Below are 25,331 nucleotides of genomic sequence, written 5' to 3'. Positions count from 1 at the left end.
AAAGGGGCCGCTCGTCAGGCCGGGAACGTCCCCCTGTCGCGGAGTTCCCAGCGCCTCTCCGCGTACGCCAGGTCGTCCCGCCACAACCGGCCGGCCGAGGCACGCATCAGGGGGCGCAGCAGCGGGGCGGCCGCCCGGGCCACGGCGAACCCACGACGGTCCGACGCCGCGACCAGTGCCTCCGTCACGGCCGTGCGGGGCTCGCCCCGCTCGTCCGGAGCGAGGGGCGTGGCGTGGGTCTCCACGACGGACCCCGCGCCCTCGCCCTCGACGATGTGCATGACGACCGTACGGGGCTCGGGCGCCGTGAACCGGGCCCGCACCGGCACCACCAGTCGCCCGGCCACCTTGAAGGACACGTCGACGGTGAACCCGTCGTCGTCCGCCGGGCTGTCGGCGGGCGTTCCCGTCACCGTCAGGTCCACGAAGGAGTACGGATGGAACCACGCGCCGTGCCACGGATCGAGGCGGTTGGCCACCACGTCTTCCGGCTCGCAGCGGCCTACGCCGGAGTAGACCGCCTCCACGGCGTCGCGCACCCTCGGCCGGGAGGGTACGTGGGGACGTTCCGAAGGGGGCTCGCCCCCCAGGCGGTCGAGCCGCACCCAGAGAAGGACTCCGTCGTCGAAGGCGGGATAGGGCTCCCATCCGGCGAACGGCCCGCCGTTCAGTGCGAGTCCGTGCCAGTGGCAGACCAGCGTGCCGCAGCGGACGGGGCTGTCGCGCAGCGGCGCCCCCAGATGCGGGCACGCACCCGGACCGGAGCGGAGCTTTCCCTCGCCGTCGCGCCATGCCACCACCTCGGTGGAGCCGACCGTGACCCCGAGGGCCTTGCCGGGAGGAAGGGCGCGCGAGGCGCCGATGACGTACCAATTGCCGGAAGGCCTGCTCTGCGCACGCTTCAGGGCCTCCGTGATGAGCCAGGGTTTCGCTTCGCGCCACGTGGGTGCCTGACGCTCCCACGGGACGGGCGCGCGCCGCAGCCGCAAGGGAAGACGGCCGGATCGTGGGCGTCCTGCCGCCGGGCTCATACGGCCTCCCTCCGCACCGGGGCCGGTCCGCCGACCGCCCGCCGCCGGGACAGCTCGGCGGACCGGACCGCCGCGGCCGCGTCCGCCCGGCCCCGGCGCGCCGTGCGTACGGCGACCGCCCGCACCAGACCGTCCAGCGCCACGGCGGCACGCCGTCGGCGCGGGACGACCGCACGGCGGTGCAGGACCGCGTACCCGTCCGCCTCAATGGCGTCGAGGATGCCGCTGTACAGCACGAACGCCGTACGGATGCAGGGCCGGGACACCGGGGCGAGCATCGCGATGCCGGGCAGAGCGGCCCGGTAGACGGCCCGGTTGTGGGCTGCGGCAGCCCGCATGACGTCGGTGATCCGGCTGTCCGGCATCCCCGTGCTCCGGCTCCACTCGAAGCGGTCCCGGTCCACCCCGTGCGCGGCCAGCAGCTCGGCCGGCAGATAGAGCCGTCCCCGGTCCAGGTCCTCACCCACGTCCCGCAGGAAGTTGGTCAACTGGAAGGCGACACCGAGCGCGGCCGCGTGCGGTGCCGCATCCTCGCGCGCCACCACCGTCCCGAGCACCGGCAGCATCTGAAGGCCGATCACCGCGGCCGAGCCGTGCATGTACCGGCCGAGTTCCTCGTACGAGGCGTAGCCGCCGACCGTCAGGTCGCTGCGCATGGAGGACAGGAAGTCGGTGAAGTGCCGATGGTCGATGTCGTACCGGCCCGCCGTGTCGGCCAGGGCACGGATCACCGGCTCGGCGGCCCGGGCCCCCCGCAGCCCCGCCTCCAGCTGGGCCTCCAGGGCGAGCAGGGCGCGGGCGCGCTCCCCTGGTGTGGCTGCGCTGTCGAGATCGTCGACGATGTCGTCGGCCCGGCGGGCGAAGCCGTACAGGGCGTGGACGGCCGGCCGCCGGTCGACGGGCAGGAGCCGCGTCGCGAGGAAGTAGGTCTTGCCGTGACGTGCGTTGAGCCCGCGGCAGCGGGTGTACGCGGCCCGGAGCGCGGGGTCGTGGATGCCTGCTGCGTCGAGTTCGTGGACGGTCATGCGCTGGAACCTCCCGGGGCAGGGCGCGGGGTTCGGGCGATACGGGGGCCGGTAATCCTCTCCGCCGCCAGCTTCCCGGAGATCAGGACGGTCGGCACGCCGACACCGGGCGTGGTGCCGCAACCGGCGAGGACGGCGTTGACCGTGCCCCGCACCAGGTTGCGCGGCCGAAAGGGTCCGGTCTGGGGGAAGGTGTGGGCCACGGAGAAGGGGGTGCCCGCCGCATGCCCCTGTGCGGTCCAGTCGACCGGTGTGACCAGCCCCTCCTCCTCGATCGCCGCGCCTAGACCGGGCATCTCGCGGCGCTCCAGCTCGGCCACCAGCTCGTCCCGGTAGCGGGGTCCCAGCTCCCGCCATTCCCGTACGCCGGGCCCGACCTCGGTGTTCGGGCAGGGAGCCAGCACGTAGTGGAGGTGCTTGCCCGGCGGGGCGAGAGAGGGGTCGCTCGCCGTGGGCCGGGTGATGAGGAGCGAGGGGTCCGACATCAGCTTCCCGGTGCGGGTGAGTTCGTGGAAGGTGCTCTTCCAGGCCGCGCCGAAGGAGATGGTGTGGTGCGCCAGGTCCGGCCAGGTGCGGTCCGTGCCCGCGTGCAGGATCACCGCGGACGGCGAATGCCGTAAGGGCAGGGGGCGGTGCGGGCTGCGGCCGAGCAGTCGGTAGCTGATGGGGAGATCAGGGGTCAGGACGACCGCGTCGCACGGAATGCGCTCCTGGTCGGTGACGACAGCGGTGACCCGGTCGCCCGAGCGCTCCAGCCGGGTCACCCTCTGCCCGAAGCGGAGGGCGGCTCCCGCGTCGGCGGCCGCGTCCGCCATCGCCCGGGGCAACGCGTGCATGCCGCCCCGGGGGAAGTACACACCGGCCACCGTGTCCATATAGGCGATCACCGCGTACGCGGCCAGCGCCCGGGCCGGCGGCACGCCCGCGTACAGCGCCTGGAAGGAGAAGACCCGGCGCAGCCGTTCGTCCGAGACGAAGTGCCCGATCCGCGCGTCGAGCCGGCCGAAACCGCCGAGCGCCGCGAGGCGGGCCAGGTCGGGATGGGCGAGCTGGAGCGGTGAGTCGAAGTTGGTGTCGATGAAACGGCGCATCTGCACCCGGTAGAGGCGCTCCAGCCAGATCCGCAGCCGCCGGTAGCCGACCGCCTGCCGGGCCCCCGCGAACTCCTCGACGGCGGCCTCCATCGCAGCACCGTCGGTGTGCACGTCGAGCTGGGAACCGTCGGCGAACCGGGCCCGGTAGGCGGGGGCCAGCCTGATCAGCTCCAGCCGGTCGGCCATCCGCTCCCCGACCGCGGCGAAGGCCTCCTCCACGAGGTCCGGCATCGTCAGCACGGTCGGCCCGGTGTCGATACGGAAGCCTCCCGACTCCAGCAGCCCGGCCCGGCCCCCGGGCACGCCTTCCCGCTCGACGACCGTCACGCGGCGGCCCGCGCCCAGCAGGTGCAGTGCGGAGGCCAGTCCTGCCAGACCGGCACCGACCACCACGACGTGGTCGACGGGCCCCTTGACCGTGATCACCTGGTGTACCTCCTTCGGCCGCTCAGGACCCGGGCGGTAACTGCCGAACCGGTGCCGGGACCGTGCGTCTCGCCGGCGGTGGGGGAGTGGCCGGTCCGCTCCCCGGAGACCGTGCGGAGCAGACCGAGCAACTGGCGGCCGCCGTGCGAATCCACGTCGACGGCCTGCCCCAGACGATGTAAGGCGTGGTCGCTGAGGCGCTCCGCCTTCCGCTCCACATGGGCGCGCGCCCCCGTCACCTCGAGCACGCCGCGTACGTCCGCGAGATCCTCCTCGGTGAGGTCGGCGTTGCCCGGGACGCGGCCGAGTACCGCCAGTGCTTGTTCGTCGCCCGCCGCTTCGGCCCGCCCCCGGGCGACAGCCAGCAGATAGGTCGACTTGCCCTCGCGGATATCGTCGCCGGACGGCTTCCCGGTCAGCGCCGGGTCCCCGAAGACCCCGAGCAGATCGTCCCGCAGCTGAAAGGCGATACCGGCACACCGGCCGGCGGAGCGCAGAGCTTCGGTGGTCCGTTCATCGGCGCCCGCCAGGGCGGCACCGAGAGCCAGGGGCCGCTCGACGGAGTACGAAGCGCTCTTGAGACAGGCGGTCCGTAAGGCTTGCTCCACTGATGACCCACCACTGACCTGGCCGCGCAGATCCAGGTACTGTCCGGCGACCATCTCGGTTCGCATGGCTCGCCACAAGGTGCCGATCCGACGACGCTGGACGGCGGACAGTACGGTCTCTGCCACCGTGTCGTCGGCCCAGGCCAGTGCGAGGTCACCCGCCAGCACGGCGGCCGAGGTGCCGAAGACGGAACCCCGCTCGGAATCCGGCGAGAGACCCGCACGCTCTGCCAGACCGATGTGCACGGCAGGCTTCCCCCGGCGGAGCCGGGAGCGGTCCATCACATCGTCATGGATCAGCGCGCAGCTCTGGATCAGCTCCAGCGCCACCCCGAGCCGCAGCGCCGCCGGGGTCTCCGCCGCACCGCAGGAGCGCATCCCCCACCACAGGAGGCGGGGCCGCATCCGCTTACCGCCCTCCAGCGTGAAGTCGGCGACCCGCCGCGCCAACTCCTCGCAGAACAAGGCGTCGCTCCGCATCGCCTCGTCGATCCGCTCCGCCAGCACTGCCCGCGCGGTGCGCAGGACAGCATCGACCACGTCCGAGTCCACGACCCGGGCGTCCTCGGACGACGGGGCGTGGTGGCGGTGCCCGCCCATCTTGTGGGCCGGGCGCGAAGACTCGCCGAACGAGTGTTCCTCAGGCTGGGGACGGCCCATCTCACGCCTTCCGAGATCAGTGGTGATGACGAACGACTCGTCACTCCGCCCACGCGCGTACCCCGGTACGTGCCTTCGTGCACTGCCGATCGGGAGTTCGCGCCGCGCGAAGGCAGGCACTGATACAGAGACGATCACGCCGGCCGCGCACTCCCGGCGGAGAAACACCCCGGACACGTCATGACGGCGGCCACCACGCCCGTTTGGCCCACGTGAACGGGCGCACGCCGGCCCGCCCCCGTTGCGACACCACTGAGGCAGCCGTTCAACCTCGGCACCCGATGAGATGGGCGAGTTGAGATGGGCGATTGTCCTGTGAGCTCGGGAGGAGTACGCCTACGACGGGCGATCCGCTGCTGGGGCCGAACAGGTGCTCCTTGTCGGAGTACCCGCGTGCCGCATATGCCATCGGTTGTTTCATCGGTCAGTGTGGTCGCACTGCACGTACCGAAGACATGAAGGAGAGCGGTCATGATGCGTCGTATCGCGATCACGCTGGCGGCTGTCGCCGCGGCCGGGTTTGTCGCGGCGGGCCCGGCTTCCGCGCTGGGGACGAACGGCTGGGAGGGCCCGGCCGGTGGCGGCCACGCGGAGATCGAGGGTGGCTGGGCCAGCGGCGAGTACCGCAACCTCGGCGGCCCGTACGGGATCACCTACATCAAGGGCCAGAAGGCCTACTTCGACGCCGAGCGCGGCTACTTCGTCCGCTGACCCGGCAGCCGGGCGCACCTGGCAGCAGCTGTTCCAGAACGGGTGAGGGCCCGCTCCACCACGGGAGCGGGCCCTCACCCGTGCCATCCCGCGCCGAAAGGACCGCGGGCCCGCGCACGCCGCCGCAGCGCGAGACGTGCGAGCAGGACGCTCGGGCGTCAGCTCGGTCCCGGGCGACAGGTCAGGACGCGGCCGTCGCCGGTGCCCAGGAGGAGGCGGCCGGGGCCGGTGACGGTCACGGCGGTGGGAATGACGGGGACCCCGCGAACATGGACGTGTCCTCGGGCGCGGAGCGTGCCGGTCGTCGCGTCCAGGGCTATCAGCTCACCGTTGCTCAGGGCCACGAGGACGGTGTCGGTGGAAGGGTCGATGTCGAGCGCGGTCGCGGTGCGGTCGACGCGGAACACCCACCGGGGGGTGCCCGAGGGGTCCTGGCCGATCGGACGGCAGGTCACGAACCCTTGCTTCGGTACGCCCACGCTGCCGTCGTACCGAACGGTGGCCATCACCAGGTCCGTCTCCCCGATCCACACTCCGGGGCCGCCGAAGTGGGTCTCTCCTGGCTCCCAGGACCAGGGGAAGAGGCGCCGGCAGCGTTCGGCGCCCGGGAACGCGAGGCGTGTCGGATCGGCGGTGGGCTCGGCTTCGACCACCGTCAACCACACCTCCTCGTCCTCGACCTCGCTGTCGACGGAGCACAAGGGGCAGGCACAGGCGCACGCGCAGTCCGCGTCGTCGTCCCAGGGGCAGTCGCAGGTACAGACGGGGCGCGGCATGTCCCGGAAGACCGCGTGGTGGCCGTGCCGGAACAGACTCCAGGACCGTCTGTTCGGGTCGGGTGTCGCGACGGGCGGGGTGGGCTGGGGCGGGAGAGCCGGGACGCGAGGGCCGTACAGGTCCTCAGTCGGAGCGGGTGAGGTCTACGTGGTGGCCTTCGGACCAGGCGGCCCGGTCCTCCCAGTCGTCGGGCGGGGCGAGCAGCAGCCGGAGGGTGTGGGCGTCCAGCCACTGCAGGGAGCGGACCTCCCGCCGGCAGTCGTCCGCGAAGAGGTCACGGTGTTCGCCCGACGCGAGGTCGAGGAGAATCAGCGCGCCCTCGAAGAAGTAGCCGCCGTCGTACGAGCCCGTGCCGAGGGCTAGGGCGTGTTTCGAAAGTAGCGCCGTCCGCCCGGAGGGCGGGCTCGGCGGCGTCTGGTGCGTGCGATCGCAAGGCGGAGGGTCGCCCCGATACTGGATGTATCGGGGTGATCCCGACAACGCGGCGAGCGTGCGTGCCAGGCGTCGCCGAGCAGGCGGGACTTTCGAAACACGCCCTAGCAGCGGCAGGACGGGGTGGAAGGCCGCCGCTCGCAACGGCCGGGCCGTTCGAAGCCATCCCAGGGCCGGAACCTCGTCGGCCGGGTCGAGGACATGGGCTTCTCCGGCGGGCGTGGCATAGACCCCGATCGGGTACCCGGCCTCCGAGCCGGTCCGATCCTGGCCGCCCATGACAACGTGCGTGCCGCCGGGAGCCGGGACGGTGAGGATGGACCGGCCGATCTCGGCGCGGGAACGGTCAGCGAAGATCCGATCAACGATGAGGGGGAAGATCACCAGCCCCAGCTTCGCTGTTCCGGACAGAGCGGGCAAGGGCTGGAGGGGGCGGGACACAGGAGCAGCAAACGGTCGCCGGAGGGGCGGCCCCCGGCCCGGCGCGGGGCGGAGCTGTGGGGCGGACTGCGCCCCGAGCCCGGCGGGTGCAGGCGGTGGAGTCCGCGGGAGGTGCGAACACCTCGGCTACCTCGGGCAGTGTGGGGTCGGGCGCACGGCGCACCCCCGTGGCGCCGAGCGTCCCGACACTCACCAGTCTGCGGATCACCACCCGCTCTGTCCTTGACGATCGGCGACCGGGCGTTGACCATCAGCGCCCGGACCGCAACCGCTGTGCCCGCCCCCAGTCGCGAGCGATGCCGACAGCGGCCCCTCAGGGCCGGTCGGCCCCCGCCGCCACCGCTTTCGCCCAGCGGTAGTCCGCCTTGCCGCTGGGCGAGCGCTGGATCCGGTCGGCGAGCACCAGCGCGCGGGGGATCTTGTAGCCGGCGAGCCGGGTACGGCAGTGCACCTGTATCTCGTCCAGGGTCAACGCGCGCGCTTCCTCGCGTAGTTGGACCACGGCGGCGACCCGGTTGCCCCAGCGTTCGTCGGGTACGCCCGCGACGAGCGCGTCGTACACGTCCGGATGGGACTTGAGTGCCTGCTCGACCTCCTCCGGATACACCTTCTCGCCCCCGGTGTTGATGCACTGGGAGCCCCGGCCGAGCACGGTGACGATGCCGTCCGCGTCCACGGTCGCCATGTCGCCCAGCAGCACCCACCGCTCCTCGCCCCTGCGGAAGAAGGTGTCGGCGGTCTTGGCCGGGTCGTTGTAGTAGCCGAGCGGGACATGCCCGCGCTGGGCGATGCGGCCCGGCTCGCCCGGGGCGACCGGCTCGTACGTCACCGGATCGACCACGGCCGTACGGGCGTTGACCTGCACCCGGAAACCCTTCTCCGGTCCCGAGTCGGCGGTGGCCGTGCCGTTGAAACCGGACTCCGAGGAACCGAAGTTGTTCAGCAGCATCACGGTCGGCACGAGCGCCTGGAACTCCGCCCGCACCGAGTCCGACATGATCGCCCCGGAGCTGGAGACGGAGAACAGTGACGAGCAGTCCGTTCCGCGCAACTGCCCCTTCAGACAGTCGATCAGTGGGCGCAGCATCGCGTCGCCGACCAGTGAGACACTGGTGACCTTCTCCTTCTCGATCGTCCGCAGCACCTCGGCGGGAACGAACTTGCGGTGCACGACGACGCGTTGGCCGAAGTTGAAGCCGATGAACGCGGTCAGCGTGGAGGTCCCGTGCATCAGTGGCGGGGTGGGGAAGAAGGTGATCCCGTCGCCGCCCGCGGCGACCCGCTCCGCCAGCTCCTGCGGGCTCTTCACCGGGTCGCCGGTCGGGGCGCCGCCGCCCAGGCCCGAGAAGAACAGGTCCTCCTGACGCCACATCACACCCTTCGGCATCCCGGTCGTGCCGCCGGTGTAGATGATGAACTGGTCGTCGGCCGAGCGGGGTGCGAAGCCGCGCCCGGCCGCGCCCGACGCCTCCGCCTCGGTGAACGGCACGACCGGCACGGCCGGGGGAGCGGCGGGGGTGTGCCCCACCCGGACGAGGTGGCGCAGGCCCGGGGCCTGCGGCGCGGCCGCCGCGACCCGCTCGTCGAACTCGCCGTCGAAGACCAGCGCCGCCAGGTCCGCATCCCGGTAGAGGTAGGCCAACTCCTCCTCGACGTAACGGTAGTTGACGTTCACGGGAACGATCCGCGCCTTGAGGGCTCCCAGTACCGTCTGGAGGTATTCGACCCCGTTGTAGAGGTGCAGCCCCAGGTGCTCGCCCGGCCGGATCCCCGCGTCGATCAGGTGGTGGGCGATCCGGTTGGCGGCGGCGTCCAGCTCCGCGTACGTGAGCCGCCGCTCGGCGCCCGTACCGGGATGGTCGACGTACAGGAGCGCCTCGCGGTCGGGCACCGCGTCGACGACCGATTCGAACAGGTCGGCAAGGTTGTACTCCACCGTTCCTCCTGACCCCGGGGGTGACTGGCGACTCGGCCGTCATTAGAGCGCCGGGCGGCACAACTGGGAAGAGGTGGCGTCGAAAGAATCTGACGAGCTGTCAGAAATCTATTGAACTGCGTCCCCTCCTCCTGCAACCTGTTCCAGGTCTGGAGAACAGGAGTCGGTCATGGGCGGTACGGAACACCTCACCGTGCGGCGCGAAGGCGCCACGCTGGTGCTCACCTTGAACAGACCACAGGCCAAGAACGCGCTCTCGTTGCCGATGCTCGTCGGCCTGTACGACGGCTGGCTCGCGGCCGACGCGGATGACACGGTCCGCTCCGTCGTCCTGACCGGAGCGGGCGGCGCGTTCTGCGCCGGCATGGACCTCAAGGCCCTGGCGGGCGGCGGAATGGAGGGGGAGGAGTACCGGGAGCGGATGACCGCCGACCCGGACCTCCACTGGAAGGCGATGCTGCGCCACCACCGCCCGCGCAAGCCGGTGATCGCCGCGGTGGAGGGTCCTTGTGTCGCGGGCGGCACCGAAATCCTCCAGGGCACCGACATCCGCATCGCCGGAGCGGGAGCCACCTTCGGGCTCTTCGAGGTCCGCCGGGGCCTCTTCCCGATCGGCGGCTCCACGGTCCGGCTGCCCCGCCAGATCCCCCGCACCCACGCCCTCGAAATGCTCCTCACCGGCCGCGCGTACACCGCCGACGAGGCCGCCGCCATCGGACTCATCGGCAGGGTCGTGCCCGACGGAACGGCGCTGGAGGAGGCCCTCGCCGTCGCTGAACAGGTCAACGCCTGCGGGCCGCTCGCCGTCGAGGCCGTCAAGGCCTCGGTCTACGAGGGCGCGGAGCTGACCGAGACCGAGGCGCTGGCCGCCGAACTCAAGCGTGGCTGGCCCGTGTTCGCCACCGAGGACGCCAAGGAAGGCGCTCGCGCATTCGCCGAGAAGCGGCCGCCCGTCTACCGGCGCGCCTGAGCGGTGGGCACTCGGCTCCCCGCCCCAGGGCCTCTCGTCCGGATCAGGTCGGGCTCGCGGGGTCCGGCACGCGCACCTGCGCCGTTGTCGTCGGTCGCCCGTGCTCCGCGGCGACTCCCTCCGCCGCCTTGCAGTTGCACGCACCGGACCCCGCTCCCCCATCCGACCTGATCCAAACGAAAGGCCCTAGTCCCTCTCGCCAAGGAGGCAGTAGCCATGTCCGACGTCCTCAGCGCCCCGCTGGTGGTCGAGTTCCCCTTCACCCGATCGCTCGGGCCCGTCCAGAGCGCCTTCCTCACCGGACTGCGCGAACGCACCGTCCTCGGCGTCCGCACGGAGGACGGCACGGTGCTCGTGCCGCCCGTGGAGTACGACCCCGTCACCGCGAACGAGATCAGCGACCTCGTCGAGGTCGCCCCCACCGGCACCGTCACCACCTGGGCCTGGAACCCGGACCCGCGCCGTGGCCAGCCGCTCGGCACGCCCTTCGCCTGGGTGCTCGTCCGCCTCGACGGGGCCGGCACCGCGCTCCTGCACGCACTCGACGCTCCGGGCCCGGACGCCGTGCGCACCGGGATGCGCGTCCGCATCCGCTGGGCCGCGACGCGCACCGGAGCCATCACCGACATCGCCTGCTTCGAACCGTACGACGGCGAGCCCGTCAGCACCGAACCCACCCAGCACGCAGGGGAGTTCGCCGACCCCGTCACCGGCATCGTCACCCCGGCCCGCCTCGACTACGTCCACACCCCGGGACGCGCCCAGAGCGCCTACCTCACCGCCCTCGAAGGCCACCGCACCGTCGGCGAACGCTGCCCCGCCTGCCGCAAGGTCTACGTCCCGCCGCGCGGAGCCTGCCCCACCTGCGGGGTCGCCACCGCCGAACAGGTCGAGGTCGGCCCGCGCGGCACGGTCACCACGTTCTGCATCGTCAACATCAAAGCGAAGAATCTCGACATCGAAGTCCCGTACGTCTACGCCCACATCGCCCTCGACGGCGCGGACCTGGCCCTGCACGGGCGCATCGCCGGAATCCCGTACGACCAGGTGCGCATGGGGCTGCGCGTCGAGCCCGTCTGGACCGGTGCTGGTGAGGGGTCCCGCCACCCGGACCACTACCGGCCCACCGGGGAGCCCGACGCCGACTACGACACGTACAAGGAGCTGGTGTAGATGCGGGACGTAGCCATCGTCGCCTTCGCCCAGACCGCACACCGGCGGCACACCGACGAACTCTCCGAGGTCGACCTGCTGATGCCCGTCCTCCACGAGGTGCTCGGCGCGACCGGCCTCAAGGCGAACGAGATCGGGTTCACCTGCTCCGGCTCCGCCGACTACCTCGCCGGGCGGGCCTTCTCCTTCACCATGGCGCTCGACGGCGTCGGCGCGCATCCGCCCATCTCCGAGTCCCACGTCGAGATGGACGGGGCCTGGGCGCTGTACGAGGCCTGGGTGAAGATCCAGACCGGCGAGGCGGACACCGCGCTCGTCTACTCCTACGGCAAGTCCTCACCCGGCCGGGTCCGCGACGTCCTCACCCGCCAGCTCGACCCCTACTACCTCGCCCCGCTCTGGCCGGACTCTGTCGCCCTCGCCGCCCTCCAGGCGCAGGCCCTCATCGACGCGGGCGTCACCGACGAACCCGCCCTCGCCGAGGTCGCCGCCCGCAACCGCACCGCCGCCGCCGACAATCCGTACGCCCAGCTCACCGGCGACGTCCCCGCCGGTGACTACCTCGTCCAGCCGCTGCGCACCGGCGACTGCCCGCCCATCGGCGACGGGGCCGCAGCCGTGATCCTCGCCGCCGGGGACACCGCCCGCGCCCTGTGTGCCCGGCCTGCCTGGATCCGGGGCATCGACCACCGCATCGAGGCGCACGGCCTCGGCGTCCGCGACCTGACCGACAGCCCCTCCGCACGGCTCGCCGCCCAGCACGCCGGAGTCTTCGAACGGCCGGTCGACACAGCCGAGTTGCACGCCCCGTTCACCTCGCAGGAGGTCGTCCTGCGCAAGGCCCTCGGGCTCGGCGACGACGTCCGCGTCAACCCCTCCGGCGGCGCGCTCGCCGCCAACCCCGTGATGGCCGCAGGGCTGATCCGGCTCGGCGAGGCCGCCGCCCGCATCCACCGCGGCGAGTCCGACCGGGCGCTCGCGCACGCCACCTCCGGCCCCTGCCTGCAACAGAACCTGGTCGCCGTCCTGGAAGGGGAGAGCGCTCATGCCTAAGGAGCCCGTCGCCGTCGTCGGCATCGGCCAGACCAAGCACGTCGCCGCCCGGCACGACGTGTCCATCGCCGGACTGGTCCGCGAGGCCGCCGTCCGGGCGCTGGAGGACGCCGGGCTGACCTGGAGCGACATCGACGCCGTCGTGATCGGCAAGGCCCCCGACTTCTTCGAGGGCGTCATGATGCCGGAGCTCTACCTCGCCGACGCGCTGGGCGCCGTCGGCAAGCCCATGCTCCGCGTCCACACGGCCGGCTCGGTCGGCGGCTCCACCGCACTGGTCGCCGCCAACCTCGTCGCCGCCCGCGTGCACCGCACCGTCCTCACCCTCGCCTTCGAGAAGCAGTCCGAGTCCAACGCCATGTGGGGCCTCTCCCTGCCCGTCCCCTTCCAACAGCCGCTGCTGGCCGGCGCGGGCGGCTTCTTCGCCCCGCACGTGCGGGCCTACATGCGGCGTACCGGAGCGCCCGACGAGGTCGGATCGCTCGTCGCGTACAAGGACCGGCGCAACGCGCTGAAGAACCCCTACGCGCACCTCCACGACCACGACATCACCCTGGAGAAGGTCCGGGCCGCCCCCATGCTCTGGGACCCGATCCGCTACTCCGAGACCTGCCCCTCCTCCGACGGGGCCTGCGCCATGATCCTCACCGACCGCGACGGCGCGGCCCGCTCGCCCCACCCGCCCGCCTGGGTGCACGGCGGGGCGATGCGCAGCGAACCGACCCTGTTCGCGGGCAAGGACTTCGTCTCCCCGCAGGCCGGCAAGGACTGTGCCGCCGACGTCTACCGGCAGGCCCGGATCACCGACCCGCGCCGGGAGATCGACGCCGTCGAGATGTACGTGCCGTTCTCCTGGTACGAGCCGATGTGGCTGGAGAACCTGGGATTCGCCGAGGAGGGCGAGGGCTGGAAGCTCACCGAGGCGGGCGTCACCGAACTCGACGGCGACCTCCCGGTCAACCCTTCGGGCGGTGTGCTGTCCACCAATCCCATCGGCGCGTCCGGCATGATCCGCTTCGCCGAGGCGGCCCTCCAGGTGCGGGGGAGGGCCGGAGAGCACCAGATCGACGGGGCCACCAGGGCGCTCGGCCACGCCTACGGCGGAGGGGCACAGTTCTTCGCCATGTGGCTGGTCGGATCGGAGCCCCCGCCCGGCTGAGGGGGAGCGGGTGGGCCCGGTCCCGCGCGGCCCGGGCCCGGCTCCGCAACGTGAGCCGGGACACGTAACATGGCAGCATGTCCTTCCTCCGCCGCCGTAGCGCCGCAACACCCGCGGGCCCGGACTTCGACGTCCTGGCCATGGACCCCGGGGACTGGCCCGGCAACCTCGGCGCCGGTCTGCTCCCCGCCCCCGACGGCAGCTGTCAGGGCGTCTTCCTCCGTTACGACCTGTACGGCGGCCGGGGCCCGGCGATGATCATCGGCAATCTCCCGGAAGGCTCGCCCGCCCGCGAGACCGAGGAGGGCCAGGTTCCCTTCGAGGTGGCCCAACTGCTCCTCGCCCTGGAGAACGACGAGCCGATCGAAGTCGTCAGCTCCGAGGACGTCCCCGTCATGCAGGGCGACAACCTGCTGATCGTCCGCCGCGTCAAGCTCTCCGAGAGCCGTATCGCCTGCGTCCAGTTCGACCGCAGCGACGGTGTCCTCGTGACCATCGCCAGCTGGGACCGGCCGATCACCGACGATCTGTACACCCTGCTCAAGCCGCTGCCCGCAGAGCTGTTCCAGCAGGGCTGAAACGTCCCTGCGCAAGGCCGCCCGGATTCGTCCGGGCGGCCTTTTCCGTTGTCCGGGCGCGTATCCGGCCATTCCCCCGCCCGGGTGGGCGGCGGTCCGGGAGAAGGGGCTAGGGTAGAAAACTAAACGACTGTTCAAGTTGTAGCGATCGTTCAAGTTGATTGATCGTTCATCGCGAAGGGTCGCCCCTACGTCTGCCCACGGAGGTCCGCGCATGGCCAACCCTTACGGCGCCCTGTTCCGGACGCCCGGATCGAGGGCCTTCTCCGTCGCCGGGTTCGTCGCCCGCATGCCCCTGTCCATGGCGGGCATCGGCATCATCGCGATGGTGTCCCAGATGCGCGGTGACTACGGTCTCGCCGGAGCCGTCTCCGCCACCTTCACCCTGTCCATGGCCCTGTGCGGTCCGCGGATCTCCCGGGCGGTCGACCGCCGGGGCCAGAGCCGGGTGCTGCCGCCCGTCGCCGGACTGAGCGTGATCGCGCTCGGCGCGCTGCTGCTCTGCGCCCGGTACGACGCCCCCTCCTGGACCCTGTTCGGCTGCGCGGCGGTGGCCGGCGCGATGCCCAACATGGCGGCGATGGTGCGTGCCCGCTGGACCCACGCACTCAAGGCCCCCGACCGGCTGCACACCGCCTACTCGCTCGAATCGGTCGTCGACGAACTCACCTTCGTCGTGGGCCCCGCACTCTCGGTGGCCCTGTGCACCGCACTGTTCCCCGAGGCCGGGCCGCTGGTCGCCGGGGTGCTGCTGATACTCGGCGTCCTCATGTTCGTCCCGCAGAAGAGCACCGAGCCCCCGGTGGTCCGGCCGGCCGCCGGCCACCCGCGAAGCGGCTCGGCGATCCGCGGCGGAGCGCTCCGCCTGCTGGCCCTCACACTCGCGGCCGGCGGCGCCATCGTCGGCACCGTCGACGTCGTGAGCGTCTCGTTCGCCGAACAGCAGGGCTCACCCGCCGGCGCGGGAATCGTCCTCTCGGTCTACGCGGCCGGATCCGCCGTCGCCGGGCTGGTCTTCGGGACGCTCAAGCTCACGACGCCGCTGCCACGGCTGCTCGTCATCGGCACCGCCGGGACGGCGCTCACGGCCCTTCCCCTGCTGCTCGTCGGGGACATCGTCTCGCTGTCCGCCGCCGTGTTCCTCGCGGGTCTCTTCTTCGCGCCTACCATGATCGTGGTGATGGGGCTGGTGGAGAGGACGGTGCCGCCGGCCGCACTCACCGAGGGCATGACCTGGGCCATCACCGGGCTCAGCGTGGGCGTCGCGTCCGGCGCCGCGGTGTCGGGAGCGATCGTCGACCGCTTCGGTCCCGGCGGCGGCTTCGTCGTCGCCGTCGCCGCGGGCGCGGCCGCCCTGCTGACGGCGTTGTGCGCCCGGCGTCCGCTGGAGCGGAGTCTCCAGGAGCGTGCGGACCGCGACGCCGGGGAACCGGCCGAGGCTCCGGGAAGGCCCGCGCACTGACGGGCCCGTGCCGCCGCACACCCGCCGTACCGTCCACCACGACGCCCGGAGGCACCGTGCACGCACCGCAGACCGACGGACGCCTGCTCAAAGGCGAGCGACGGAAGGAGGAACTCATCGAGGCCACGCTCCAGGTGGTCGCCCGGGAAGGAGTCGCGGGCGTCAGCCACCGGGCGGTCGCGCGCGAGGCGGGCCTGCCCGCCACCGCCGCGGCCTACCACTTCACGAGCATCGACGACCTGCTCACCGGCGCGCTCACCCGCTGCATGGAACAGGACGCGGACCGCATGCTCCGGCTGGCCGAGGAGACCGACGGCGGCCCCGAGGGCATCACCGCGCTCGCGGAGCTGCTGGCCAAGGTCGTCAACGGCCCCGGACGGCTGCTCGCGGAGTACGAGCTGTACCTGCTCGCGGCCCGCCGCCCGGAGCTCCGCGGCTCCACGCGGCACTGGCTGGAGGCCATCGCCGCGTACGGCCGCCGCTACACCGGCGACCCGGTCCGGGTACGGGTGCTCAAGGGCGTCATCGACGGCCTGCTGCTCCAGGGGCTGCTGACCGACACCCCGCCGACGGCGGCGGAGTTCGAGGCGGTGCTCCGGCACGTCCTGCTCTGAGCCGTCGCCCCGACCGGTTCCGCCACCGGTCGCGGCCCGCCGTCCGTTCCTCCGTACGGCGGGCCGCGTCCCGGAGGACTACGCCGGGCTGCCCGCGAGTTGGGCCATCATCCGGGTCACCCGCGCTGCCGAGGTGCCCAGACCCGTGGGGCCGCTCAGATGCCAGGGGGTGTCGTTGCCCTGTCGCAGGTCCTCCTCGCGGTAGCGGCGGCAGCCCCGGTGCCAGATCAGGATCCCCGCGATCCAGTGCTTGAGCTCCTGCACATAGCCAGCCAGGATCTCCCGGGCCTCGGCGTCGAGGCCGAAGTCGTCGTACAGCACCGGTAGTTCGACCTCGGCGACATGCAGGAACTGCCGTAGCCGCGAGTTCATCAGGTCGTGCACGATCGCCACGCCCGTCGGATAGTCCACGCCGAAGAAGTTCTGCACGACCAGGACGCCGTTGTGGACCTCGCCCTCGTACTCGATCTCCTTCTGGTACGAGAACAGATCGTTCATCAGGCACGCGTAGTCCGCCGCCGCGTTCTCCAGGGAACGCATCGGACCACTGCGGTAGACCTCGTCAGGAACCTTCCTGCCGTGCCCGAGCCGGCACAGGCTCATCGTCAGGTCCGAACCGAACGTCGCCCGCCGCATCTCCACGTAGTCCACCGGATCGGGGATACGGTTCTGCGCCTGGTTCGCCAGCTCCCACAGCCAGCTCTCGGTCATCGACTCGATCGCCGTCCGGAAGGTGCGCCGCCCGCTCAGGTCCATCGGAGCGGCCGTCCTGCGCCACAGGTCGCCCAGACTCCGCTCCAGGGCGTTCACCGGCTCCGGCGTCCCCCCGCCGTCCAGCGGCATGAACAGCGACAGCCGCTCGTTGGCCAGCCGCGCCCCGGCCAGGTCCCGGGCCCGCCCGTGCACGACCGGGAACCAGTCGTCGCCGTACGTACCCCAGGCCAGCCACCCCGAGGACAGGTCCAGTTCGTCCGGGGTCGCGTCCGGATCCAGCCCCGCCGCGCACAGCGGCAGGTCGATCGCGACGATCCGCCGCTCGTCCCAGATGTGCGAACCCGGCACGCCCGGCTGGGCCTCCAGGATGCCCATCCGCCGCGCCCAGTCGACGATCCGGACCCGGGCCCCCTCCAGATGCGGGCTCAGCGTCGTCCCGAACGGCAGGTCGAAGTCCGGCAGGAGCGAGGGACCCACGTGCTGGTACGGCACATGACTCTGGCTGCGGGCCCGGGCGGTCTCCGAGCGGAGCGTGAACCTGATGGAGGCGGCGGACATGCCGAAGCCGGCCACGGCCTCGCCCGCGCCGCCCCCGTTCATGTAGCGGCTGGAGCGCATGTGCCACTCGTGGCCGCCGGACTGCCAGTCCTGGAGACCCTTGACGTACGCCAGCACGGCCGCGGTCTGCGCCGGGTCCAGGCCCTTCTCGGCGCAGAGCGGGCCGAGTTCGGTCAGCGCGGTGTTCTCGAACTGCTGGAGCCGTGAGGTCAGCAGGTCGTTGACCGCCTCGGCGGCCTCCTGCGTGGAGCAGCCGAGGAACTTCTCCAGCACCAGCACGCCGTTGCTGTTCTCCCCCTCGTCCTCCACCTCACGCTGATAGGAGAAGAGGTCGTTGCGCAGGTGCACCCCGTCGGAGAACGCGTCCCGCAGCACCCGCAGCGGGCGGGCGTCGGCCACCGAAGCGGGCACCTCGGCGTTGGCCGCGTACTCCACCAGACCCGCCGACCAGGGCGCGCCGCCCACTTTGCGGCGCATCTCGATGTACTCGACGGGGTTCGCGATGCGGCCCTCGTGGATGTTGGCGAGCTCCCACAGGGACTCGTTGAGGAGGTTCTCCGTCGCTTCCGCGAACCGGGCCCGCCAGGCGTCCGACATCGAGGGGACCGTGCGCGCCCACAGATCGGCGAGGCCTGCCTCGACGGGATTCTCCGGCTCCGGCGTCGGGGCGCCGCGCTCCATCGGCATGAACGCGGGCAGACGGTCCAGATACCGCTTGCCGCCCTCCCGGTCGGGCGTGCGCTTGAACAGTTCCAGGAAGTGGTCGTCGAAGAAGAAGACCCACACGTACCAGTCGGTGACCAGGGAGAGCGCCTCGGCCGAGCAGTCGGGGTGGGTGTAGGCGCACAGGAGGGCGTAGTCGTGCGCCTCCAGGTCCTTCTCCTCCCAGATGCCGGATCCCTCCAGCATCCCCATGGAGCGGGCCCACGCCCGGGTGTGCGTGCGTGCCGCCTCCACGTGAGGGTTGAGCCGCGCCGGATACGGAACATAGAAGTCCGGCAGTGAGAAGGGCTGTGCCATGTGCGTCAGGCCTTTCCAGAAGCCTCCACGCGGGGAAACGCGCGGACCGGTGGTGTCCGCGCAGCACTACCCTTCGGCCATACGGAGCACGCACGACGGCGAATAGTCACATAATCGCAGCGTTGGTGCGTGCTCGGAAGGCGGTCGTTCGTCAGTCGGTCGTTCGGGAGCCGGTCGCTCAGTAGGCGGAGTCGACGTTGTCGATCGAGCCGTACCGGTCCGCGGCGTAGTTGGCGGCGGCGGTGATGTTGGCGACCGGGTCGGTGAGCTTCTTCGGGGTGCCCTTGACGTGGTAGGTGTCGAAGGTGGGCTGGATCACCTGGAGGAGACCCTTGGAGGGAATGCCGTTCTGCGCGTTGATGTCCCAGTCGTTAACGGCGTTCGGGTTGCCGCTGGACTCGCGCATGATGTTGCGGTGCAGCCCCTCGTAGGAGCCGGGGATGTTCTTCTTCTTCATGATGTCGAGCGACTCGCGGATCCAGCCGTCGAGGTTGTTCGCGAACTTCTTGGGCGCGGGGGCCTTGCGCTCGGTGGAGCGGTTGGCGGCCTGCTTCTCGGAGCGCGCCTCTGCGGCGTCCTTCTCCGCGGTCGCCTTGCGGGCGGCCGCGGCCTTCTTCGCGGCGGCTTCCTTGGCGGCGGTCTCCTGAGCGGCCTTCTTGGCCGCCGCGTCCTTCGCCGTGGGGATGCCTGCGGCGGCGACCGGCTCCACGGAGATGGAGGACCGGGTCGCCGTGGTCTGCGCTTCGCTCGGGCCGCCGGTGGCGGCTATGGCGCTGACGGAACCGGCCGCGACGAGCACGGCGGTGGCGATCTTGTGCGAGCGGGTGATGCGCAGGGTGGAGATGCGGGGCATGCGTGAGCTCTTCCTATGGGGGACGGGCTTCGCGGCCTTCGCGCCGCGTCGGCAGGAACCGGGATGTCCGGGCCGCGGGCTCGCCGGTGGGCGATCGACGCTGGCTCGTACTCGGTGCTTGCCGGAATCCATGGTTAGCGGGCACCGACATGGGAAGCAATGACCGCCTTTACTACTCTTCATCGTGAGATGCCAATTTATGAGCCATATGGGCGGTTCGTTACGCCGCACGGGAGGGCTCGCGCCTACTACCGGAGGCCGTAGGTGACGTGGGTCTCGTGGCGGGCCTCACCCGCGGGGGACCCCGGGGCGGCACAGGGTCAACGCCCGGTCACGGGGAGATACGGCCCGGAAGGGCTCTCGTCGCCGCCGTACGGAGCCTCGGGCGACTCGGCCCGGGAGCGTCGGCATCAGCTCGACCGGGAGGGGCGTAAAGGCCCCGGAACGCACGACAGCGCGCTGCGGGACCGGTGTGTCGGCACCGGTCCCGCAGCGCGCTTCTTCTTCACAGTGGTCTGGTCACCGTGGTTCTCGGCAGGCGGGCCGTATCCCCGCTTCGCCGTCCGGTCTCAGCGTGTGCCGACCGCGGCCCGCACCGCCCGCCGCGCCATGGCGCAGTCGTCGTGCAGCCTGCGCAGCAGCAGCCGCTGCTCCTCGCCCGAGGAGAGTGCGCCGGGCCGGTCGGCCCCCGCACCCGCCGCGGGCGCCTCGCGCATGGTGCGCTGGACCGCGGTCTCGTAATTGCGGATCTCGCGGGTCAGCACCAGCATCAGGTTCACCAGGAACGCGTCCCGCGCGGCCGGCCCCCTGGCCTGGGCCAGCTGACTGATCTGGCGTCGCGCCACCGGGGCGTCGCCCAGCACCGCCCACAGCGTCGCCAGGTCGTACCCCGGGAGATACCAGCCGGCGTGCTCCCAGTCGACGAGCACCGGCCCGGTCGGCGACAGCAGGATGTTGGAGAGCAGGGCGTCCCCGTGGCAGAACTGCCCCATGCCCTGCTTGCCGCCCGCGTGGGCCAGACCGTGCAGCAGCTTCTGCAGGTCGCCGAGGTCACGGTCGGTGAACAGACCAAGCTCGTGGTAGCGCGCGATCCGCGACGCGTAGTCGAGCGGCGCCTCGAACAGTCCGGGCGGCGGCCGCCAGGCGTTCACGCGGGCGATCGCCCCGAGCGCGGCCCGGATGTCGGCCCTCGGCGGTGCCTCCACCGGGTGCCGGGTGAGGGCGGCGACCCGGCCGGGCATCCGCTCGATCACCAGCGTGCAGTTCTCCGGATCCGCCGCGATCAGCCGGGGCACCCGAACCGGGGGGCGGTGCCGGACGAACGCGCGGTATGCCGCTATTTCGTGCCGGAACCGCTCGGTCCACGCCGGCGAGTGGTCCAGTAAACACTTCGCGACGGCGGTGGCCCGCCCGGTCGTTCCGACGATCAGGACCGAACGGCCGCTGCGGCGCAGCACCTGGACCGGGTTGAACTCGGGGCAGATGCGCTGCACGGAGGCGATGGCCATCCTTACCTGCGCGCCCTGGGGCCCGGACAGGTCGATCCTTCCGCTGAGCGGTCCGGCGCCCGGTCCCGCGGCCCGTCGGGCCCGGCCCGGACCCTGCGCCGGTGCGCCGGCGTGAGGAGCGAGATAGGGCCCGCCGCCCGCGCCCATCGGGCGGAGCGGACGGGGCGGGGCGGACACGGAGGACGATGCTGTGTACATGGGCGAGACAGATCCCTTCGTGCGCCGACAAGGTACGTGCGCCAACCCGGCCGACGGCCGTTCGGCACCCTGGGGAGTACCTAGGGCTGCCGGGCGGGGTGGCGCTTTCCTACCTGACACCGGAGCGCGGGTGGCAGACCATCTGGCGGACCCTGGCGAACCCTGGCGAATAGTCACAGCGCATCTGACAGGGGGTTAGTGTCAAGTCAGCCGAGAACCTGGGGGCTTGAAGTGACCGGAGAACCCAACACCCGCCTTTCTGACCTGTTCGGCCTGGCCGGCTGGTCCAAGGGCGAACTCGCGAGAATGGTGAACCGGCAGGCGGCGGCCATGGGCCACCCGCAGCTGGCCACCGACACCTCGCGTGTCAGGCGCTGGATCGACATGGGGGAGTCCCCCCGTGATCCCGTGCCCGAAGTGCTGGCGGCTCTGTTCACCGAGCGGCTCGGCCGTGTCGTGACCATCGAGGACCTCGGGTTCGGCCGACGCGGGCGTGTGGGGAAGCGGCGTGACTCCGGGACGGAACACGATCCCGATCAATTGCCGTGGGCGCCCGAACGGACGGCAGCGGTCCTCACCGAATTCACGGGAATGGACCTCATGCTCAACCGTCGCGGCTTGGTGGGTGCGGGCGCCGCGCTCGCCGCCGGCTCAACCATCGCCGGCCCCATGTACGACTGGCTGCACAGCGACCCCGCTCTGGCGGCCGATGCTCCCCGTACCAACGATCCCCTGCACGCCGATCCCGCCGGTTTCGACCGGTACGAGGCCGCACCGGTCGGCTCCGAGGAGATCGAGGCCCTGGAGCATTCGGTCGAGGTGTTCCGCGCCTGGGACGCGTCCCGGGGCGGCGGACTCCAACGCAAGGCGGTCGTGGGCCAGCTCAACGAGGTGGGCGGCATGCTCGCCTACCGCCACCCCGACCATCTCCAGCGCCGCCTGTGGGGCGTCGCCGCCAACCTCGCCGTCCTGGCGGGCTGGATGTCCCACGACGTCGGCCTCGAACCCACCGCCCAGAAGTACTTCGTCATCGCCGCCCACGCGGCCCGCGAGGGCGGCGACCGGCCGCGCGCCGGAGAGGCACTCTCCCGGGCGGCACGCCAGATGGTGCACCTGGGCCGCCCCGACGACGCACTCGACCTGATGAAGCTCGCCAAGTCCGGCTCCGGCGACGAGACCCTGCCCCGTACGCAGGCGATGCTGCGCACCATCGAGGCCTGGGCACAGGCGTCGATGGGGCACGGGCAGGCCATGCGGCGCACCCTCGGTGAGGCCGAGGAGCTCTTCGTCTCGGACAAGAGCGATGTGCCGCCGCCCAGTTGGATGCAGATGTTCGACGAGGCCGATATGCACGGGATGCAGGCGCTCGCCTTCCGTACCCTGGCCGAGCACGACCGGGGGGCCGCGGTCATCGCCCAGCGCCATGCCAAGCAGGCGCTGGAGCTGCGGGTCAAGGAGCGCCAGAGGTCGAAGATCTTCGACTACATCTCGCTGGCCTCGGCCTGCTTCATCGCCAACGACCCCGAACAGGCCGACCGGTACGCCCGGCTCGCGCTGGTGTCGATGGGGGAGACCTCCTCGCACCGCACCTGGGACCGGCTCCGCGAAATGTACCGGCTCACCGGGCAGTTCGCCGGATACGCGGGTATCCAGGATCTGCGTGAGGAGATCGAGCTCTCGATGCCGCCGAGCCAGAAGAAGGCCAAGGGCACGCAGATCTGAGCCGGCGGCGCCACTCCGCGTTCCGTCACGCCCTGATACGTCCGCGCTTCCTCACGCCCCGATGCGGGCGACCAGCACGCACGCGTCGTCCAGGCGCTCGGTCCCGCCGAACTCCTCGACGACGCTCCGTACGCACTCCTGTGCCGTACGGGCGTCCGCGAACCGGGGGGCGAGGGCGAGCAACGCCTCCGGGCCCGCACCCCGGTCGCCGCGTCGCGTCAGGCCGTCGGTGTGCAGTACGAGCACGTCACCGGGGTACAGCCGTACCTCGTCCTGCTCGAAGACGACGTTGGACGCGGCGCCGAGCAGCATGCCGTCCGGCGGGGGCAGGAGCCGTCTCGAACCGTGGCGGAAGAGCAGCGGCGCGGGGTGTCCGGCCTGCGCCCAGGACAGAACGGAGGAGTCGGGGTCGAAGCGGCAGCACAGGGCGCTGCCCAGCGCGGGCTGTATCGACGCTTCGACCACCTGGTTGAGGTGCTCCATCAGCGCGCCCGGCTCGATGCCGGCGACGGCCATGCCGCGCAGCGCTCCCAGCATCATCGCCATCGCCGAGGTGGCGGGGATGCCGTGCCCGGTGAGGTCGCCGACGGTGAGGAGGGTGCGCCCGTCCGGCAGCTCCATGGCGTCGTACCAGTCGCCGCCGATGAGGTTGCTCGACTCGGAAGGGAGGTAGTGCGCGGCGATGTCCAGGGCGCCGGGGCCCCGCGTCGGGAGTCGCAGAGATCCGCGCCACGGAGGGAGGACGGTTTCCTGGAGCTCCACGGCCATGCGGTGCTCGGCGCGCTCGATGTGCTCCTCGCGCCGCACCGACGCGCGGTTTCTGCTCACGGCCTGCTCGCTGCGCCGCAGCTCGCTGACGTCCCGCAGGACCGCCCACATGGAGGCGGTGCAGCCCTCGGCGTCCAGGACGGGTTCGCCCGTCATGTGGAGGGTGCGCGTGCGGCCGTCGGGCCGCATGATGCGGAACTCGCCGTCCATCGGCCGGCCGTCGACGAGGCAGCCCGTCACCATGGCGGTCAGCACCGGCTGGTCCTCGGGCAGCAGTACGGACGGCAGGTCGTCGAGGGAGAGGGGGGTGGAGCCGGGCGGCCTGCCGAAGATCTCGTACAGCTCCTCGGACCAGCAGGACTCGTCGGTGAGGAGGTTCCACTCGGCGCTGCCCACCCGGTTCAGCAGGGAACCGGCGCCCGGGTCGTCCGGGGCCCCGACAGCCCGGGGGGTGTCGGCGGAGCAGCGGTCCGGCAGACCCGCCCGGAGCTGGCCCAGGTGCTCGCCGAGGTCGTCCAGGTGCTGCACGGCAAGCTCGCACAGGGCGCGCTGCCAGCGTAGCTGGGGGTCGTCCTCGTCGAACACGACGGCGTCCCGCCGTACGGCGTCCACGTCCCCGCGCAGCCGGCGCGTCCGGTGGATCAGGGCGTCGACGGCGTCATACGCGGGAAGCTGTGGTGCGGGGCGGTCCGCGGAGAGGGGGGACGGCATCTCGTACTCCGATACAGGCGCGGCCTAGCCGGTTCTGAAGGGTGGATCGCTACCGACTGTCGCACAGGCCGCGGCGGCCCGTAAGAGCTTTGGCAACACTCGACGGGTTCTTGCTTCTGGCATATGCCAGCGGCTCTCCGGGGTGGCCGCCATCCGAACAGGCTTGCGTTTGAAGCCGGTTGACCGTGTGGGTCGGGGCCTGACCGAGGTACGCGCCGGGTGGAGGTCTTCCTCATTGAGGCACAGCACCTCGTGGGCCCGGGCGCCGCCGGCCGCCGCCGCTCTGCATCGATGCCCCGGGAGTCCGATCAAGCTGAACGACTGCCCCTCGCACCGGCGTCTCCAGATCTCACGGGCAGGCACTCGGCGAGCAGGTCGACGACGTCGCGCCAGGCTCGCTGTGCGTGCCGTGGGTGGTAGCCGACGCCGGGGACCACGGGATGGTCGACCGGCGGGTGGTGGAAGGCGTGCAAGGCGCCGCCGTAGACCGTGAGGCGCCAGTCGACGCCCGCGGCCTGCATCTCGGCGGTGAACGCGTTCCGTTGCGCGGGCGGCATGATGGGGTCTTCCGACCCGACCCCGGCCCACACCGGGCAGCGAATGAGCGCCGACTCGCCCGGTCGGCCCGTGGTAGTTGCGTTGACTGTCCCGATCGCGCGCAGGCTGACGCCGCCGCGCCCGAGTTCCAGCCCGACGGCGCCCCCGGTGCCGTAGCCGACGGCGGCGATCCGGTCGGGGTCGGTGCGCGGTTCGGTGCGCAACACGTCCAGCGCCGCATGGCCGATGCCCCGCATCCGGTCGGGATCGGCGAGCAGCGGCAGGCAACGGGCCAGCATCTCCTCGGGGTCGCCCAGATAGCGCCCGCCGTGAAGGTCGAAGGCCAGCGCTACATATCCCAGTTCGGCGAGAGCATCGGCCCGGCGGCGCTCGACGTCGCTGAGCCCCATGCCCTCTGGTCCGAGCAGCACCGCGGGCCGGCGGTCGTCACCGGCCGGGAGTGCGAGGTGCCCGATCATCGTCAAACCGTCGGCCGGATACTCGACCGTACGCGTCGTAACCGTCGTCATGGGACTGGACTGTAGTGATCGTCGAGCCCGGTCCGGCCGGTGTTCTGCCGCCGGCAGAGCAG

21 protein-coding genes are annotated in these 25,331 nt (G+C 71.7%); 9 read left to right on the top strand and 12 right to left on the bottom strand.

The annotated features are described in order from the left end of the window. Window positions 1-14: 14 nt before the first annotated feature. From ACIQRW_RS13345 to ACIQRW_RS13330, 4 genes are read right to left on the bottom strand one after another with little or no spacing between them, the layout of a single operon-like run. On the bottom strand, window positions 15-1,031 hold the full coding sequence (locus tag ACIQRW_RS13345; protein ID WP_403758558.1) for a DUF5914 domain-containing protein: 1,017 nt from the start codon (window positions 1,029-1,031) through the stop codon (window positions 15-17). Then, window positions 1,028-2,056: a phytoene/squalene synthase family protein gene (locus ACIQRW_RS13340; RefSeq protein WP_403758555.1), complete on the bottom strand. Its 1,029-nt coding sequence runs from the start codon at window positions 2,054-2,056 to the stop codon at window positions 1,028-1,030. Before ACIQRW_RS13340 ends, ACIQRW_RS13345 begins: the two co-directional genes overlap by 4 nt. Then, on the bottom strand, window positions 2,053-3,576 hold the full coding sequence (locus tag ACIQRW_RS13335; protein WP_403758552.1) for a phytoene desaturase: 1,524 nt from the start codon (window positions 3,574-3,576) through the stop codon (window positions 2,053-2,055). The genes ACIQRW_RS13340 and ACIQRW_RS13335 overlap by 4 nt, the downstream gene beginning before the upstream one ends. Next, on the bottom strand, window positions 3,573-4,844 hold the full coding sequence (locus ACIQRW_RS13330; protein ID WP_403758549.1) for a polyprenyl synthetase family protein: 1,272 nt from the start codon (window positions 4,842-4,844) through the stop codon (window positions 3,573-3,575). The genes ACIQRW_RS13335 and ACIQRW_RS13330 overlap by 4 nt, the downstream gene beginning before the upstream one ends. Before the next feature lie 471 nt (window positions 4,845-5,315). On the opposite strand from ACIQRW_RS13330, the gene ACIQRW_RS13325 reads away from it, so the two are divergent. Beyond that, a complete protein-coding gene (locus ACIQRW_RS13325) occupies window positions 5,316-5,555 on the top strand; it encodes a hypothetical protein (RefSeq protein ID WP_403758546.1) in 240 nt (79 codons plus the stop codon). A 158-nt stretch (window positions 5,556-5,713) separates the two neighbouring features. On the opposite strand, the gene ACIQRW_RS13320 is transcribed toward ACIQRW_RS13325, so the two are convergent. The 3 genes from ACIQRW_RS13320 to ACIQRW_RS13310 all read right to left on the bottom strand — a co-directional run bounded on the left by ACIQRW_RS13320 (window position 5,714) and on the right by ACIQRW_RS13310 (window position 9,141). Continuing rightward, on the bottom strand, window positions 5,714-6,331 hold the full coding sequence (locus ACIQRW_RS13320; protein WP_403758543.1) for a hypothetical protein: 618 nt from the start codon (window positions 6,329-6,331) through the stop codon (window positions 5,714-5,716). 124 nt (window positions 6,332-6,455) lie between these two features. Then, window positions 6,456-7,205, bottom strand: a complete 750-nt coding sequence (locus ACIQRW_RS13315; protein WP_403758540.1) for a hypothetical protein — start codon at window positions 7,203-7,205, stop codon at window positions 6,456-6,458. Window positions 7,206-7,518: 313 nt separating this feature from the next. Next, entirely contained in the window at window positions 7,519-9,141 is a 1,623-nt protein-coding gene (locus ACIQRW_RS13310) for an acyl-CoA synthetase (RefSeq protein WP_403758537.1), read from the bottom strand. Window positions 9,142-9,310: 169 nt separating this feature from the next. On the opposite strand from ACIQRW_RS13310, the gene ACIQRW_RS13305 reads away from it, so the two are divergent. The 7 genes from ACIQRW_RS13305 to ACIQRW_RS13275 all read left to right on the top strand — a co-directional run bounded on the left by ACIQRW_RS13305 (window position 9,311) and on the right by ACIQRW_RS13275 (window position 16,150). Continuing rightward, on the top strand, window positions 9,311-10,111 hold the full coding sequence (locus ACIQRW_RS13305) for a crotonase/enoyl-CoA hydratase family protein (RefSeq protein ID WP_403758534.1): 801 nt from the start codon (window positions 9,311-9,313) through the stop codon (window positions 10,109-10,111). 216 nt (window positions 10,112-10,327) lie between these two features. Further along, window positions 10,328-11,284 (top strand): Zn-ribbon domain-containing OB-fold protein, encoded by a 957-nt coding sequence (locus ACIQRW_RS13300; RefSeq protein WP_403758531.1) that lies wholly within the window; start codon window positions 10,328-10,330, stop codon window positions 11,282-11,284. After that, complete coding sequence (locus ACIQRW_RS13295) at window positions 11,285-12,337, top strand: thiolase domain-containing protein (RefSeq protein WP_403758528.1); 1,053 nt, start codon at window positions 11,285-11,287, stop codon at window positions 12,335-12,337. It abuts the gene before it with no gap. After that, window positions 12,330-13,496 (top strand): thiolase domain-containing protein, encoded by a 1,167-nt coding sequence (locus tag ACIQRW_RS13290; RefSeq protein WP_403758524.1) that lies wholly within the window; start codon window positions 12,330-12,332, stop codon window positions 13,494-13,496. Before ACIQRW_RS13295 ends, ACIQRW_RS13290 begins: the two co-directional genes overlap by 8 nt. Window positions 13,497-13,573: 77 nt before the next feature. Further along, window positions 13,574-14,074 carry a hypothetical protein gene (locus tag ACIQRW_RS13285; protein WP_003971159.1) on the top strand — a complete coding sequence of 167 codons (501 nt, stop codon included), beginning with the start codon at window positions 13,574-13,576 and terminating at the stop codon, window positions 14,072-14,074. Between the two features lie 214 nt (window positions 14,075-14,288). After that, a complete protein-coding gene (locus ACIQRW_RS13280; RefSeq protein ID WP_403758521.1) occupies window positions 14,289-15,536 on the top strand; it encodes an MFS transporter in 1,248 nt (415 codons plus the stop codon). A gap of 56 nt (window positions 15,537-15,592) precedes the next feature. Then, on the top strand, window positions 15,593-16,150 hold the full coding sequence (locus ACIQRW_RS13275; RefSeq protein WP_403758518.1) for a TetR/AcrR family transcriptional regulator: 558 nt from the start codon (window positions 15,593-15,595) through the stop codon (window positions 16,148-16,150). A 78-nt stretch (window positions 16,151-16,228) separates the two neighbouring features. Here the strand turns inward: ACIQRW_RS13275 and ACIQRW_RS13270 are convergent, their stop codons facing one another. The 3 genes from ACIQRW_RS13270 to ACIQRW_RS13260 all read right to left on the bottom strand — a co-directional run bounded on the left by ACIQRW_RS13270 (window position 16,229) and on the right by ACIQRW_RS13260 (window position 21,001). After that, window positions 16,229-18,442, bottom strand: a complete 2,214-nt coding sequence (locus ACIQRW_RS13270) for a germacradienol/geosmin synthase (protein WP_403758515.1) — start codon at window positions 18,440-18,442, stop codon at window positions 16,229-16,231. 178 nt (window positions 18,443-18,620) lie between these two features. Continuing rightward, window positions 18,621-19,295: a transglycosylase SLT domain-containing protein gene (locus ACIQRW_RS13265; protein WP_403758512.1), complete on the bottom strand. Its 675-nt coding sequence runs from the start codon at window positions 19,293-19,295 to the stop codon at window positions 18,621-18,623. A gap of 569 nt (window positions 19,296-19,864) precedes the next feature. Continuing rightward, window positions 19,865-21,001, bottom strand: coding sequence for an aminoglycoside phosphotransferase family protein (locus ACIQRW_RS13260; protein ID WP_403758509.1), 1,137 nt, complete (start codon window positions 20,999-21,001; stop codon window positions 19,865-19,867). A 231-nt stretch (window positions 21,002-21,232) separates the two neighbouring features. Between ACIQRW_RS13260 and ACIQRW_RS13255 the strand changes: the two genes are divergently transcribed. Next, window positions 21,233-22,723, top strand: coding sequence for a hypothetical protein (locus ACIQRW_RS13255; RefSeq protein ID WP_403758506.1), 1,491 nt, complete (start codon window positions 21,233-21,235; stop codon window positions 22,721-22,723). Window positions 22,724-22,774: 51 nt separating this feature from the next. Here the strand turns inward: ACIQRW_RS13255 and ACIQRW_RS13250 are convergent, their stop codons facing one another. After that, complete coding sequence (locus ACIQRW_RS13250; protein ID WP_403758503.1) at window positions 22,775-24,202, bottom strand: SpoIIE family protein phosphatase; 1,428 nt, start codon at window positions 24,200-24,202, stop codon at window positions 22,775-22,777. Between the two features lie 308 nt (window positions 24,203-24,510). Further along, a complete protein-coding gene (locus ACIQRW_RS13245) occupies window positions 24,511-25,269 on the bottom strand; it encodes a dienelactone hydrolase family protein (RefSeq protein WP_403758502.1) in 759 nt (252 codons plus the stop codon). Window positions 25,270-25,331 lie beyond the last annotated feature (62 nt).

This window comes from Streptomyces sp. NPDC091287 (assembly GCF_044768525.1).
GTDB lineage: Bacteria > Actinomycetota > Actinomycetes > Streptomycetales > Streptomycetaceae > Streptomyces.
This window is presented reverse-complemented; position numbering and strand designations above follow the sequence as displayed.

Coding starts and splice junctions, on each gene's coding strand:
- ACIQRW_RS13345 (WP_403758558.1), bottom strand. CDS start 1,031: ATGAGCCCGGCGGCAGGACGCCCACGATCCGGCCGTCTTCCCTTGCGG.
- ACIQRW_RS13340 (WP_403758555.1), bottom strand. CDS start 2,056: ATGACCGTCCACGAACTCGACGCAGCAGGCATCCACGACCCCGCGCTC.
- ACIQRW_RS13330 (WP_403758549.1), bottom strand. CDS start 4,844: ATGGGCCGTCCCCAGCCTGAGGAACACTCGTTCGGCGAGTCTTCGCGC.
- ACIQRW_RS13325 (WP_403758546.1), top strand. CDS start 5,316: ATGATGCGTCGTATCGCGATCACGCTGGCGGCTGTCGCCGCGGCCGGG.
- ACIQRW_RS13320 (WP_403758543.1), bottom strand. CDS start 6,331: ATGCCGCGCCCCGTCTGTACCTGCGACTGCCCCTGGGACGACGACGCG.
- ACIQRW_RS13305 (WP_403758534.1), top strand. CDS start 9,311: ATGGGCGGTACGGAACACCTCACCGTGCGGCGCGAAGGCGCCACGCTG.
- ACIQRW_RS13300 (WP_403758531.1), top strand. CDS start 10,328: ATGTCCGACGTCCTCAGCGCCCCGCTGGTGGTCGAGTTCCCCTTCACC.
- ACIQRW_RS13295 (WP_403758528.1), top strand. CDS start 11,285: ATGCGGGACGTAGCCATCGTCGCCTTCGCCCAGACCGCACACCGGCGG.
- ACIQRW_RS13290 (WP_403758524.1), top strand. CDS start 12,330: ATGCCTAAGGAGCCCGTCGCCGTCGTCGGCATCGGCCAGACCAAGCAC.
- ACIQRW_RS13285 (WP_003971159.1), top strand. CDS start 13,574: ATGTCCTTCCTCCGCCGCCGTAGCGCCGCAACACCCGCGGGCCCGGAC.
- ACIQRW_RS13280 (WP_403758521.1), top strand. CDS start 14,289: ATGGCCAACCCTTACGGCGCCCTGTTCCGGACGCCCGGATCGAGGGCC.
- ACIQRW_RS13270 (WP_403758515.1), bottom strand. CDS start 18,442: ATGGCACAGCCCTTCTCACTGCCGGACTTCTATGTTCCGTATCCGGCG.
- ACIQRW_RS13265 (WP_403758512.1), bottom strand. CDS start 19,295: ATGCCCCGCATCTCCACCCTGCGCATCACCCGCTCGCACAAGATCGCC.
- ACIQRW_RS13260 (WP_403758509.1), bottom strand. CDS start 21,001: ATGTACACAGCATCGTCCTCCGTGTCCGCCCCGCCCCGTCCGCTCCGC.
- ACIQRW_RS13250 (WP_403758503.1), bottom strand. CDS start 24,202: ATGCCGTCCCCCCTCTCCGCGGACCGCCCCGCACCACAGCTTCCCGCG.
- ACIQRW_RS13245 (WP_403758502.1), bottom strand. CDS start 25,269: ATGACGACGGTTACGACGCGTACGGTCGAGTATCCGGCCGACGGTTTG.